The 14371-nt window shown below is 39.8% G+C and carries 10 protein-coding genes; 6 read left to right on the top strand and 4 right to left on the bottom strand.

All coding sequences use genetic code 11. From position 1 onward, the window contains the following. Positions 1-58 precede the first annotated feature (58 nt). From GQR45_RS15020 to GQR45_RS15030, 3 genes are all read left to right on the top strand, one after another. Positions 59-1387 carry a GH1 family beta-glucosidase gene (locus tag GQR45_RS15020; RefSeq protein WP_165726366.1) on the top strand — a complete coding sequence of 443 codons (1329 nt, stop codon included), beginning with the start codon at positions 59-61 and terminating at the stop codon, positions 1385-1387. A gap of 46 nt (positions 1388-1433) precedes the next feature. Further along, positions 1434-2756 carry an MFS transporter gene (locus tag GQR45_RS15025; protein WP_165726367.1) on the top strand — a complete coding sequence of 441 codons (1323 nt, stop codon included), beginning with the start codon at positions 1434-1436 and terminating at the stop codon, positions 2754-2756. A gap of 62 nt (positions 2757-2818) precedes the next feature. Then, positions 2819-3823, top strand: coding sequence for a LacI family DNA-binding transcriptional regulator (locus tag GQR45_RS15030; RefSeq protein WP_165726368.1), 1005 nt, complete (start codon positions 2819-2821; stop codon positions 3821-3823). A 72-nt stretch (positions 3824-3895) separates the two neighbouring features. Here the strand turns inward: GQR45_RS15030 and GQR45_RS15035 are convergent, their stop codons facing one another. Both GQR45_RS15035 and GQR45_RS15040 read right to left on the bottom strand, forming a co-directional pair. Further along, the gene (locus tag GQR45_RS15035) at positions 3896-4564 is read right to left on the bottom strand and encodes a DUF2987 domain-containing protein (RefSeq protein WP_007585308.1); all 669 of its coding nucleotides are present in this window, start codon (positions 4562-4564) and stop codon (positions 3896-3898) included. Then, positions 4557-5363, bottom strand: coding sequence for a glucosaminidase domain-containing protein (locus GQR45_RS15040; RefSeq protein WP_024593475.1), 807 nt, complete (start codon positions 5361-5363; stop codon positions 4557-4559). Before GQR45_RS15040 ends, GQR45_RS15035 begins: the two co-directional genes overlap by 8 nt. A gap of 247 nt (positions 5364-5610) precedes the next feature. Here GQR45_RS15040 and GQR45_RS15045 point away from each other — a divergent pair, with 247 nt between their 5' ends. Then, the gene (locus GQR45_RS15045) at positions 5611-6903 is read left to right on the top strand and encodes an anti-phage deoxyguanosine triphosphatase (protein ID WP_165726369.1); all 1293 of its coding nucleotides are present in this window, start codon (positions 5611-5613) and stop codon (positions 6901-6903) included. 100 nt (positions 6904-7003) lie between these two features. Here the strand turns inward: GQR45_RS15045 and GQR45_RS15050 are convergent, their stop codons facing one another. Continuing rightward, a complete protein-coding gene (locus GQR45_RS15050; RefSeq protein ID WP_165726370.1) occupies positions 7004-9160 on the bottom strand; it encodes a prolyl oligopeptidase family serine peptidase in 2157 nt (718 codons plus the stop codon). Positions 9161-9324: 164 nt separating this feature from the next. Here GQR45_RS15050 and GQR45_RS15055 point away from each other — a divergent pair, with 164 nt between their 5' ends. Together GQR45_RS15055 and GQR45_RS15060 are read left to right on the top strand one after the other, a co-directional pair. Next, positions 9325-9639: a DUF962 domain-containing protein gene (locus GQR45_RS15055; protein WP_002959779.1), complete on the top strand. Its 315-nt coding sequence runs from the start codon at positions 9325-9327 to the stop codon at positions 9637-9639. Positions 9640-10308: 669 nt separating this feature from the next. Next, entirely contained in the window at positions 10309-12891 is a 2583-nt protein-coding gene (locus GQR45_RS15060) for a TonB-dependent receptor (RefSeq protein ID WP_165726371.1), read from the top strand. 60 nt (positions 12892-12951) lie between these two features. Here the strand turns inward: GQR45_RS15060 and GQR45_RS15065 are convergent, their stop codons facing one another. After that, positions 12952-14277 (bottom strand): IS4 family transposase, encoded by a 1326-nt coding sequence (locus GQR45_RS15065; RefSeq protein ID WP_165725782.1) that lies wholly within the window; start codon positions 14275-14277, stop codon positions 12952-12954. Between the last annotated feature and the right edge of the window lie 94 nt (positions 14278-14371).

Here is a 14371-nt window from a genome sequence, read left to right on the forward strand (position 1 = left end):
AAGTCAGTAAAAATAAGCGCTAAGCGTGCAATTGAGTTCTCAAAAAGGTTTGTAACCAATGACAAAAATATCATTACCATTTAATTCACCTCTATTAACAAAAGACTTTATTTATGGTGTAGCTACAGCATCATTTCAGATAGAGGGCGGATATGAGCATCGCTTACCGTGTATTTGGGATACCTTTTGTAGTACTGCAGGTAAAATTGCTGACAATTCACATGGTCATATTGCCTGCGATCATTACAACAATTGGCAACAAGACATAGATTTAATAGAGTCTCTAGGTGTTGATGCATACAGGCTTTCTATTTCATGGCCTCGCGTGATGACTCAAGACGGAAAGTTAAATCCCGTAGGCGTTAAGTTTTATACTGATATTTTAGATGAGCTAAAACGAAAAAATATAAAAGCCTTTGTTACTTTGTACCACTGGGATTTACCGCAACACCTTGAAGATGAAGGCGGCTGGCTCAACAGAAAAACAGCTTATGCATTTGAGCAATACGTAGAACTAATTACTAACGCATTTGGAACTAGAGTGTATTCGTACGCTACATTAAACGAACCCTTTTGCAGCGCGTTTTTGGGTTACGAAATTGGCATACATGCCCCAGGCCTAGTCGGCAAGCAGTATGGTAAAAAAGCAGCTCATCACTTATTACTCGCTCATGGTCTGGCCATGAACGTGCTAAATAAAACATCGCCTAATACTCAAAACGGCATTGTGCTTAACTTTACACCCACATATCCACTTACCGATAATCAACAAGACATAGACAGTGCCAAATACGCTGATGACTACTTAAATCAGTGGTACATGAAACCAATAATGGATGGTAAATACCCCGATATAATAAACCAATTACCAAGCGATCATTTACCAGACATACACCCTGGTGATATGGAATTAATTTCTCAGCCAATTGATTACTTAGGCATTAACTTTTATACCCGCCAAATTTATAAAGCGCATCCTACTGACATTTATGAACCCATTGCACCTACAGGTCCGTTGACTGATATGGGATGGGAAATTTATCCGCAATCGTTCACCGATTTGCTCGTATCGCTTAATAAAACATACACCCTACCGCCTATTTATATAACCGAAAATGGCGCAGCCATGCCCGATACATATAATAATGGTGAAGTTAACGACTTAGATCGTTTAAATTACTATAATGATCACTTAAATGCGGTTCATAATGCGATTGAACAAGGCGTTGTTATAGATGGCTACTTTGCTTGGAGCTTAATGGATAACTTTGAGTGGGCAGAAGGTTATTTAAAACGTTTTGGTATTGTGTATGTAGATTATAAGACGCAGCAACGCACCATTAAAAATAGTGGCTTAGCTTATAAAGAACTCATCTCTAAAAGATAAGAGTATACCCACAACTAAAAACAAGTATAAAGCGGGATAAACAATCATGGTCAGTGTAAAAGAAAAAATAGCGTATGGCTTAGGCGACACCGCCAGTAATATTATTTTTCAAACAGTTATGATGTTTTTAATGCTGTACTACACAGACGTAGTGGGTTTATCGCCTGCTGTTGTAGGTACTATGTTTTTAGCAGTGCGTATTTTTGATGCCGTAACCGACCCATTAATGGGCAACCTTGCTGACAAAACACATACGCGCTGGGGGCACTTTCGCCCCTACTTACTTTGGCTTGCCCTCCCTTTTGCCATTATTAGTATTTTAGCGTTCACTACGCCCGATTTAGAAGGCACCGATAAAATAATTTATGCCTTTACTACTTACACTCTGCTTATGGTTGTCTACACCGCTATTAATATTCCGTATTGTGCTTTAGGTGGCGTACTTACAAGCGACGCAAAAGAGCGCGTGACTATTCAGTCTTACCGGTTTGTATTTGGTATGCTAGGCGGCGTAATAGTAGCGGGTTGTACTATGCCAATGGTTGAGTACTTTGGCCAAGGCGATGCTGCCAAGGGCTATCAATACACAATGACAGCAATGAGTATTTTAGGCCTTGTACTGTTTTTACTTTGTTTTTTAGGTACAAAAGAGCGTATACAACAACCTAAAGAGCAAAATATTCCTTTTGTCCAAAGTGTTAAAGCATTAATTAAAAACGATCAATGGCGAACACTTTGCTTAGCTGCATTCTTTTTACTTACCGGGCAAGTATTAAGGCTTACGCTTGCTGTTTACTACGTAAAATACTATTTAGGTCGAGACGATTTAATCACTTTATTTATGACGCTAGGTGTTGCAGCCAGCATGGTAGGTTGTGCTTTAGCTCAACCACTTGCAAAGCGCTTTTGTAAAATAAAGGCCTACATAAGCTTACAAGTTATTGCCGCCGCTATTTGTGGTTTTAGTTACTTTATTAGTAAAGATCAATTAGTACTCGCATTTACTGCCTTTATTTTATGGAAATTCTTTTTAGATATGGCAACCCCGTTGTTGTGGGCAAAAATGGCCGACACCATAGATTACGGGCATGAAAAAACAGGTGTACGCATTACGGGTTTGGTTTATTCAGGCGTTATATTTTTTATTAAAATGGGCGTGGCTGTAGGCGGCGCAATTGCAGGCTGGTTGTTATCTTTTTACAGTTATCAGGCCGATGCAGTACAAACTCTTGATACCCAACACGGTATTTTACTGTCATTTACTGTACTACCTGCTTTTGGCTCATTATTTGTTGCCTACATAATGAAAAAATATACACTGACTAATCAGGTTGTTGAAAATATTCAATCTAAACTAACAGCTAGTTAAGATATATACTCTAAGGTATTATTTAGCCGAAGTAGTTAAGGATAAGCGAGTGAACAAATAACATGGCAACAATTTATCAAGTCTCAGAGCTTGCGGGCGTATCGTTAGCCACCGTTTCTCGCGTGATGAACAAAAATACCCGTGTAAGCGATAAAACTAAACAAAAAGTGCTTGATGCTATGGCGCAGCTTGGCTACAAGCCTAATTCAATAGCGCAATCTTTAGCCTCTAACTGTACTAACAGTGTCGGTATTTTAGTGTCTGAGTTACATGGTCCTTTCTTTGCCCAAATGATGGCAGGTATTGAGTCAGAGCTTCGTGCTGCGGGTAAACACGTTATTATTACCACCGGACACAGTGAAGAAGACAAAGAACAAGAAGGCATTGAGTTTTTAATTAGCAGACGCTGCGATGCCATTATTTTGCACGTAGAAGCCGTCTCAGACGACTACCTAATAAAACTAAGCCAAGGCTCTACACCCGTTTATTTAATGAGCCGTTACGTAGAGCAACTAAAAGACAACTGTATCAGTCTAGATAATCAATTAGGTGGTTACCTAGCTACTAAATCGATATTAAATCAAGGCCATACACAAATAGCGTATATTGCAGGCCCGCAGTTTAAAGCCGATGCTTTTAACCGCTTAGAAGGTCACAAACAAGCGCTTACAGAGGCTGGTGTTAAATTTGATCCTACGCTTTTTTATATTGGCGACTTTAACGAAACTGGCGGTAGTAAAGGCTTAAAACATTTTATTGATGAAAAACTTAGCTTTACTGCACTGGTATGCGCCAATGACGAAATGGCCTCCGGTGCCATGAAGTATGCACGAGAGCACGGTTATAACTTACCAATTGATTTATCGATTGTTGGATTTGATAACGTTATTTTTGCAAACTACCTATACCCTACACTCACGACCATAGATAATCCGGTCGGGAAAATGGGCGAAATGGCAGCTAAATTAGTGCTTAAAGACGTATATCAAAATAAAAACCTCGTTATAAATCGTTTTTTTGAACCTACTTTAATGCAGCGCGATTCATCAGCGCCACTTATTAAATAAAAACAAAAGACTAAAAACGAGTACTGATTTTGGTACAAAAAAAGCGGCTAAATACCGCTTTTTGTATGTGAGCTACTTAACAATCCAAGGCGTTACTTTAATAACGTTCGATATATCGCCAAGCACTGCGCTATCATCTTCCCAGCTATCTTCAACTGCAAAATAACACACTGACTTTTCACACGTTATATTTTCATCATCAAATTGCATTGGGCTTTTAAATGTAACTGCTACGCCCTTTTGTTCTGGTAATAAAAACCACATTAATTTACTTACAAAAAAGCCCGACAAATCAGTTAATAGCTCATCAAGTTCTTCGTTAATGGTATATAACGACTGCTTTGAAAACGCTAAACCTTCAAGTTCGTTTGCTTCTATTTGTAGCTTTAATTGGCAATCGTGTACAGGATTGAGCGGCTCTACTACAATGACCGCTTTATCGGTATCAAGCTGCTTATCGAACGGCAATAGTAATTGTGCTTTATCGGTAAAGTTAAGTGGATACTCGTTTCTTTCGGTTAAAATAGTACCGCTTTTAATCGCACATGTTTCATTAGTACCAATATCACTAATGTAAAAGTTAACTCGCGCATATTGAAAATCGCCTTTGTTAACAATTTTTAAGCGGTCGTAAAAACCGTCATACGACATCACAAATTCTCTCGCATTTACATTAAACGCACTAATGCTCAGCAGTACTAACACAATAGCGTTGGTACAATTAAAAATGTATTTATTCATCAAAGTAGGCTCTATTTTGGCTAATCATCGTGTTTAACTCTTCTATATACGCTTCACCGCGCTCAGAGTAAGACATTAAACCTTGTGTAAGTTCAGTCGCTAAAATTGGTTTTTGCTCAAGACGTAAGTTTTCACGTATTGCGCGCAAATCTTTATAAGCAGGATGCGTATTTATGTTTTTAAAATAAGAGTTTATAGCAGCTCTTACTGATTTAAACGCAGCAACTTCGTGCGCAGCCCCTGTATTACGGCGTTTTGGCACCATGCCACAACCTTTTGTGTAACACCACTGACCAAAAAAGTTAAGGCCAATACGTGCAAAACGTGATGTGCCCCATGCAGATTCGTTTGCAGCTTGCATAAGCGCTAATTCTTTAGGAATTATATCAACACGGCGCAATGCTTGCGTAAGTATTAGCGTATCAACCGTGGTTGGTAAGTCATACGACTTTAAAATTTTAGCAATATCTTTGTTTTGCTTTTTTTCTAAAGGTAATTCGTTTTGTAACATCATGCGTGCTATTTCGAGCTTAGCGCGTTGCTGTAATATTTTTTTATTTTCGGCTTCAACATGCGGACGAATAAAGCTAAAAAATGCATGTTTTTTTTCTTTAACATCACTAAATTCTGAAAACTTTGGCAGTTTTACATTATGTAATGGTTTTTCTTTTTTCTTCACTTTTTTTGGTTGTTCTGACGTTTGCTCGTCTAAATCAACATCATCATTTTGTATAAACGGATATGCAAGCGCCCATACAAAAAACACGGTTAGTAAAAGCTTAAAAATCGTTTTTAACATGTATTCTCTCTATCAAACTTAGTTATGCATGGTTAATACACAAGCATACGAAGGCGCATTATACCTAAGCCACTTTATAAACGCGAATAACTGGGGTTTGATGACCTTTTACGATTGAATTTTCAGCAGTGTATTTGAATTTTAGATAAAACAGAGCCTATGTAGTGCATTTGTTCATTCGCAATTTATAAGTCCATGGGTATACTGAGCAAAGTTTAATAATATTAACTATGTGTGAGTAAGCAGTATGAATAAACAATGGCAAAGCCGAATAATAGAGCAATATAAACATCGTCCTAACGATAATCGCTCGCCGTGGCAGGTCGATCGTTCGCGTATTATTCATGCAGCTGCATTTAGGCGTTTGCAAGCTAAAACCCAAATTATGGGCATTGGCCTAAACGACTTTTACCGCACTCGCCTTACCCACTCTTTAGAAGTATCGCAAATTGGTACTGGCATATTGCGCCACTTAAAAGCGCAACATAGCGACTTTACGCACTTTCCATCAACCGGACTGCTAGAAACACTGTGTTTGGCGCACGATATTGGCCATCCGCCTTTTGGTCATGGTGGTGAAATAGCGCTAAATTACATGATGCGCGATCACGGTGGTTTTGAAGGTAACGCACAAACACTGCGCATAGTTGCAAAACTTGAGCCCTACAGTAATGGGCACGGTATGAACCTAACTCGTCGTACTTTATTAGGTTTTATAAAATACCCCGCGTTTATTAATACGCTTTGGCATACCATTCCCGACGATACAACCGGTCGTGCATTTATAAAAGCAGATGATTGGCGACCTGCCAAAGGGTTGTACAACGACGATGCAGCCATATTCAATTGGATAGTAGAGCCACTGAGTCAAAACGATAAAACGTTGCTGGGTAACCATGGCGCTATTGATAAGTACCGCGCTAAAACAACGTATAAATCGCTCGATAGCGCCATAATGGAACATGCCGACGATATAGCATACGCCGTACACGACTTAGAAGATGCCATTGCAACCCATGTACTTACGTTAGACGATTGGCAAACTCATGCCCTACCTCATTTAAAAGCACTAAACTTTGACTGGCTAAACGCCATGCTTGAATCGCTGACCCAGCGCTTGTTTTCAAAAAATGATTATGAGCGAAAAGATGCCATAGGTGAGCTGGTTAATACCTTTATTATTCATATACATTTAGATATTCAAAACGATGACTTTGAATGCCCTATTTTAAAGTACACCGCTAAATTAGATGCCCAATACGACAGTGTATTGCAAATACTTAAGCATTTTGTGTTTCAACGTTTAATACGCGACCCCGAAATGCAGCAAATAGAGTTTAAAGGTCAAAACTTACTAATAGAGTTATTTACCGCGTTTGCTAGCGATCCGCTGCGTTTATTACCCGAAACAACACAAGCACAATACATAGAAGCCGAAAAACAAAACCAAGGTATGCGTATAATTTGCGATTACTTAAGCGGAATGACCGACGAGTACGCTTATAAAACGTATCAACGATTGTTTTCACCTATGCAATAGCTAACTGCTAACTACTAACAAACATTAAAAAGGCCGAGTAAATTAAATTTACTCGGCCTTTTGCTCAGCTATTAAAGTTAGCTATTTTGTTAAAGCGCTTTTATAACGACTCTACGCCCATGTTATATAGCGTAAAACCAAATATATCAGCATACTGCTCAATTGTTTTACTGGTTGGTGTACCTGCACCATGCCCCGCATTTGTTTCTATGCGGATAAGCGTTGGGTTATTACCTGTTTGCTTTGCTTGAAGCTCAGCAGCAAACTTAAACGAATGCGAAGGGACAACGCGGTCATCATGATCGCCAGTTGTAATCATAGTGGCTGGATACTCAACACCTGCTTTTACATTATGAAGTGGTGAATACCCTTTTATGTATTCAAACATTTCTTTGCTTTGCTCACTGGTACCGTAGTCGTATGCCCAACCAGCGCCCGCAGTAAATGTATGGTAGCGCAGCATATCAAGTACACCTACAGCAGGTAGAGCAACTTGAAATAAGTCTGGGCGCTGAGTCATTACTGCGCCAACTAACAAACCACCATTAGATCCACCGCGAAGTGCTAAACGCTTTTTAGACGTGTACTTTTTATCTTTTAAATACTCAGCAGCCGCAATAAAGTCGTCAAACACATTTTGCTTTTGCAATTTAGTGCCGGCATTGTGCCAGTCTTTACCGTACTCACCACCACCGCGAATATTAGCAACGGCGTATACACCACCTTGCTCAAGCCATACTGCATTAACGGGGCTAAAGCTTGGCGTTAAACTAATATTAAAACCACCGTAACCGTATAAAATAGTAGGGTTTGAACCATCAAGCTTAATGCCTGTTTTATAGGTAATTACCATCGGTATTTTAGTACCGTCTTTTGAGGTGTAAAACACTTGCTCAGACGTGTAATCATCACTATTAAAATCAATAGCCGACTTACGATAAACACCCGATTCACCCGTAGTTACATCAAACGTATAAGTAGTACCTGGTGTTTTGTAGTTAGTGAACGAATAATAAAGCGTTGTTTGATCTTTTTTACCGCCAAAACCACGTGCAGTACCCACGCCTGGTAATGTAATTTCGCGAATTAGCTCGCCTTTTTTGTTGTACTGTTTTACCTGCGAAATCGCATCAACCATGTAGTTAGCAAAAAAGGTATCGCCACCTTTTGTAAGGTTTAGTACGTTTTTGGTTTCTGGAATTAAATCAACCCAATTTTCTGGGCTTGGATTACTTGCATCAACCGTCACTACTTTTTTGTTTGGCGCATTTAAATTAGTAACTAAAAACAGCTTGCTGCCTTCGTTATCAATGACTGATGTATCTGAATCAGTATTTCCAACAACCGTTACAAACTCACTGTTTTCTTTTGTTAGATCTTTTATAAACAGCTTATTGCCCGAAGTAGACGTACTTGCCGAAATAAGTAAGTAATGGCCGTCATGGGTTACATCAGCGCCTACATAGCGATGTTTTTGCTCATCAGTTTCACCAAATACAACACTATCAGCAGACTGTGCAGTACCTAGCTTATGGTAATACGCTTTATGCTGATCTGTTTTAGCCGAAAGTTCACTCCCTTTAGGTTTTTCGTAACTTGAATAATAAAAACCTTCGTTGCCTAACCAATCAATGCCACTAAATTTAACGTCAACAAGCGCTTCTTCAACTTGCTCTTTAGTATGTGCATCAATAACTATAATTTTACGCCAATCGCTGCCACCTTCAGATATTTGATATGCGAGCAATGACCCATCTTTTGAAAACGATAAACCCGACATAGACGTCGTACCATCTTCACTAAACTTGTTTGGATCTAAAAATACTTCAACGTCGCCGCCATCTTTACTGCGGTACAAAACATATTGATTTTGCAGGCCATCGTTTTTATAAAAATAGGTGTAATCGCCTTCAGTAAAAGGAGCGCCTATTTTTTCGTAATTCATTAGTTTTTCAAGGCGCTGCTTTAACTTATCGCGATAAGGGATTTGTTCTAAATAAGAAAACGTTAAATTGTTTTGCGTTTTAACCCAATCGGCAGTCTCGTCGCTCATATCATCTTCAAGCCAACGATATGGGTCGCTAACGGCTTCTTCAAAGTAGGTGTCTACGATATCGCCTTTTTTTGTTTCTGGGTATATAACTGCGTTAATTTGCTTCATTGGTGCTTTTACTTCTTCTTGAGTTACCGTATTAGTTGGCTCTGAACAGCCGCTAAGCGCTACAATTACAGCACATGCTAGAGTGTGTTTAAACATCCTGAGTTCCATTCTTATTTATTAATAGTGCGCCTAAGTTATTAACTTTTAGCCCTTTTGTCTATTTAGATGCGTTAAGCGCCATTTATCGCTGTAAACAAATGTAAACTTACGCTTTAATAGCACGACCCTCATTAAAATAAAAAACAATAAAAGAGCACACTATGCAAAGTACAAACCCCACGTTTAAAAGCTTTAAAGCCTTCTACCCTTATTATTTAAAAGAGCATCGCAATGTTACTTGCCGCCGCTTACATTTTATAGGAAGCACCCTTGTTCTTGCTGTAATCGCAATAGCATTATTAAAACAACACTACAGTTTATTATGGCTATTACCTGTTATTGGATATGGATTTGCGTGGGTCGGACATTTCTTTTTTGAAAAAAACCGCCCTGCTACTTTTAAACACCCTTTTTACAGTTTATGGGGAGATTGGGTAATGTTTAAAGATATGCTTGTTGGAAAAATTAAATTTTAACACTATTTTTAGCACTATTTTTTATACCAATTACTTATAAAAACAAAATTGCTTCATGCTTTAAAGTATAGGTTCTAATAAGTAGTACATAATTTATGGTACACCCATTAAATGTTAATTTAGTTAACATTTAATGGGTGTACTTTTATTTTACATTTTTAAAAATATTTATAGATCAACAGCTATTTATTGCCAGCCCAATAAAAATGGTTCCCTACCCATAATTAATTTAAACCATCCATCTCATCTTACCAGTTAATTAAACGTTAAATTTAACTTTTAAATATAATTCATTATCCATCAATTACTTAGCAATTACCTTCGCTATATAACTAAAACAATGATCATTATAAAAAACAACCAAATGTAATTATAAAAACCCTTAAATTAATTGAATGTTATTCAATTGACTGACTTTGTTAATTAAGTATATGTTCAAGGTAACAAAAAAGTTTATACCAATCCGCTTAATTAAGTGATCTATTTTGAGGATGGAAAAACGTGTTGATAGCTAGGCAAAAAATTCGCTATTTAGTTGCTCTAAATGAGAATTTTTTAACGCAGGTAACGGCACGTTTAGCCCCTAAAAATGATTAAGTATTATTGCGGGTTGGTATTAATCTTTTTGTACAAAACTAAAATAATTCAATGGGTATGGGGAAATACAGCATGAATAGAAAACCGTTATTTAAATTACAGCAATCGGTACCACAAATATTACTCGCAATGAGCGCGTCTGCTGCACTACTTGGTTCGCTCTCAGTAAATGCTGCAGAGCAAGACACTAAAGCAGAAGAAAACATCGAACAAATAAGCGTAATTGGCTCTCGCCGATTAGGCCGTACAGTAGAAGACAGCGCAGTACCCATCGATATAATTGGTGCAGATGCACTTAAAAACTCAGGCTTTACTGAAACGAATGCCCTACTTAGCAGTTTATTACCCAGCTTTAACTTCCCACAAGCATCACTTACTGATGGCAGCGACCATGTACGCCCCGCTCAGCTTCGTGGCTTGGCACCCGATCACACATTAGTACTTGTTAATGGTAAGCGCCGCCACAGCAACGCATTACTTAACTTAAATGGCTCAACGGGTCGTGGCTCATCATCGGTTGACTTAAATGCGATACCTGCAAATGCTATTGCCCGTATTGAAGTATTACGCGATGGTGCAGCAGCGCAATATGGCTCTGATGCTATAGCTGGTGTTATTAATATTGTACTTAAAAGTGCCAGCAGCGGTGGTTCAGTTGCGGCTATATATGGTGCTAACGTAACCGAAATGGACGGTGTACCACAGCTAAAATCAGTTTCTGAAGGCAGTGATGGTAATTTAGCCTTTACCGAAGGGGGCGATCGCTCTTTAACAGACGGCCAAACACTAACGCTGCAAGGTAATATGGGTTTTGAGCTTGGCGATAATGGCTTTTTAAACATCTCAACAGAATACCGCGACCGCCATTCAACTAACCGCTCAGACTACGATAACCGTGAAAACTACGCACGCATAGATGACGGTTCAGTAGACGGTGCGCTAGACCCACGTGAACTTACCGTAAATCGATATAACCATAACTTTGGTAATGGCGATGTTGAAGATTTTTCAATGTTTTATAACGCAGGTTACCAGTTAACAAACGAAGTTGATTTATATTCGTTTGGCTCTTACAGCAAACGTGAAGGCGAAGGCGGCGGGTTTTATCGCCGTGCAAGCGATAGCCGTAATATAGAAGAAGTTTACCCTGATGGCTTTTTACCTGTTATTACCTCAGATATAGATGACTTTTCACTGGCACTTGGCGCTAAAGGTTTTGTAAGTGAATGGAATTACGATGTATCGGCCGTATATGGTCAAGATGCATTTGAGTTTGGTGTTATAAATAGCTTAAATACCTCATATGGCCCTACTAGCCAAACAAGCTTTGATGCAGGAACACTTACCTACGATCAACTTACTTTAAACGTTGATTTTAGCCGCGAGGTAGACGTCAGCTTTTTAGAAAGCTCTATAAACGTAGCTGTAGGTGCTGAGTATCGCCGCGAAGGATACCAAATAGATGCAGGCGAAGAAGCATCGTATGCACAAGGCACATTTGGCCCAGGAGGCGCAGTAACCGACCCAGTTGATGGCCCATTTGGCGCAGCGGGGGCACAAGTATTCCCGGGGTTTACACCCGAATCAGAGGGCGATAACAGCCGCCACAACGTGAGCTTATATATAGACCTTGAAACCTACCTAACCGACGATTGGAATTTAGCGGTTGCCGCCCGTTATGAAGATTACTCAGACTTTGGCGATACACTTAACGGTAAAATTGCAACTCGTTATTCATTAACTGAAGACCTAGCATTACGCGCCTCTGTATCTACTGGTTTTAGAGCACCTTCTTTGCAGCAGCAATACTTTACCTCAGTGGCCACTGTATTTGTTGATGGCGAACCAACCGAAACAGGTACGTTCGCACCAAGCAGCGATGTAGCAAAAGCACTGGGCTCACCAGGTCTTGATGCTGAAGAAGCAACAAACTACGGCGTTGGTTTTACATGGTCTACCGACTTTAATTTCAGCTTATCGGTTGATTACTACCAAATATTAATTGATGACCGCATTGTGCTATCAAACAACTTATCGGGCGATGCTATTGCCGATTTACTTCAAGGCACAGGCGCTAACCAAGGTCGTTTCTTCTTAAATGCAATTGACAGCAAAACCCGTGGTGTTGATGTGGTTGCCTCATATAATGTAGCAACTGATGGTTACGGCGATTTAGCCTTTAACCTAGGTTACAACTACGGTAAAAATGAAGTAACAGATATTATCGACCCACCAGCAGCTCTGCAAGGTGCTGGGTTCGATCAAGACAACTTGTTCTCAGGCACTGAACTACGTCGCTTTGAAGTAAGCACACCGCGTAATAAGTACAACTTAAGCGCAACATGGACTAACGATGATATTCGTACCACGCTTAGAACAACACGATACGGAGAAACTCAAGACCCTTCAGATATCCCAGAACGTAACGAAGTGCTAAAGCCTAAATGGATAACCGACTTAGATGTAGCCTACTCGCTTAGCGAAAACGTATCGCTGAGCTTAGGGGCTAATAACATTTTTGATGTTTACCCAGATGCAACCCGTGAAAATGTTGACGATGTAACAACCTTCTCACGTTTATTTGCTTACTCTAGCTTCTCACCGTATGGATTTAACGGACGCTACGTGTACGGTAAAATAGAAATGAAGTTCTAATAAGCACAGCTTAGAGTAACCAAACACACAAAAGCCACCGATTAGGTTAACACCATTCAGTTAAGCATGCTTTGACTTAATGGTGTACCGAGTTTTTGAAATTCGAACGGTCCTACTTTTGGGCCGTTTTCTTTTTTCTGGAAGAATATAACGTTTCACTCGTTCTCGCATTGCCCTTAATTTCTTTGGAATTGAACCTGGCGAAGCGATGGCACACCAGAGTATTTCATCCTGTATATCCCGCAAAGCCATGACAAAACTAATTCTCAGCGGGGAGACTTTAGCCTCTTTGGCTATTCGACTTATCTCTACTCGAATTAAATTGTAGGCTAGCAATATACCCCATAGCTCTTGATTGACTCCATCCACAGTCTGACTACGCAAAAGAATACTATCCTCAAGCATCTGGTGTTTTATTTCTCCATAGCTATTTTCAATTTCCCAGCGCTCGAAATAGACATCAAGAATGGCCTGTGCACCAAAAGCCTGTTTATCATCCAAAGAGCACAGCAGACCTTTTATTTTTCCAGGCCCCATTGGCTCAGGATAAAGAACCAGTCTGGCCTGCCAGCACTCAGGAAGCGAAGGGTCTTGTTTTCTGGCATGCGCAGATACACTCATCTCTACTTTGAAGTCATGCTCAGAGTAAGATTCAATGACGGTGTATTGCGTGTTGCTTTTAATCGGGACCATCCAGTGCGACTGTGGGTGTTGCTTACGCCAATTAATCAGTAGCTCAGCGCTGAGATAACATCGGTCAAAAATAGTTAGACTGTTATCACTTACATGACCAAATAACTGCTTTGCGTAGTTCACCTCACCTTGATAACTGGGCCCGAAGGCAACGTGGTGTATCAACCGGCTACGCAAGGAGCTTAAGGCGCATAGGCGTACAATAGGATATTCTGTATGACGGTTTTTACTGTGCTTAATATAGTGAAAGTGCTCAGCAAGAGCTGGTGTATCGGGTGCACGAAATTGCGTTCCATCGACAGAAAATAACCGGAGTCCATACCACGTATCATCAGCATCTTCTTCTTGTGTCCAATGGGCTGCACATAGGTGAAATAAGGCTTGGAGGGGGTCGCTACTCAGGCGCTGTCTCGCTTGAGGAATAGCACTTGGAGCAACCGTATCGCCCAGGGTATCAGTGAGTGTTAAATCTAACTTCTCAACAACGTCACTAATAGAGCGGTCGCGAAAAAGACCCATTGCAATGATAAGCCAGACGACAAGCTCAGCAGGTAACTTACGTTTGCGAATACTTGCTTTATCGGTCTGTTCGAGCACATTAGAAATCCACTCAAGAGGGATATGTTTCTGAAATGTAGATAAAGAGTCAGGAGTGGCGAATATATCCGTATCAAGTAACCAATGACTAAGCATAAAAATACCCTCATAATCAAAAGATGATAAGGGTATTGTGAAGCAACCAAAAGATCGGTCAACCGATCAAAAATACCTTAACTGATCGGTGTTA

The organism is Pseudoalteromonas sp. SA25 (genome assembly GCF_011378705.1).
Taxonomy (GTDB): domain Bacteria; phylum Pseudomonadota; class Gammaproteobacteria; order Enterobacterales; family Alteromonadaceae; genus Pseudoalteromonas; species Pseudoalteromonas arctica.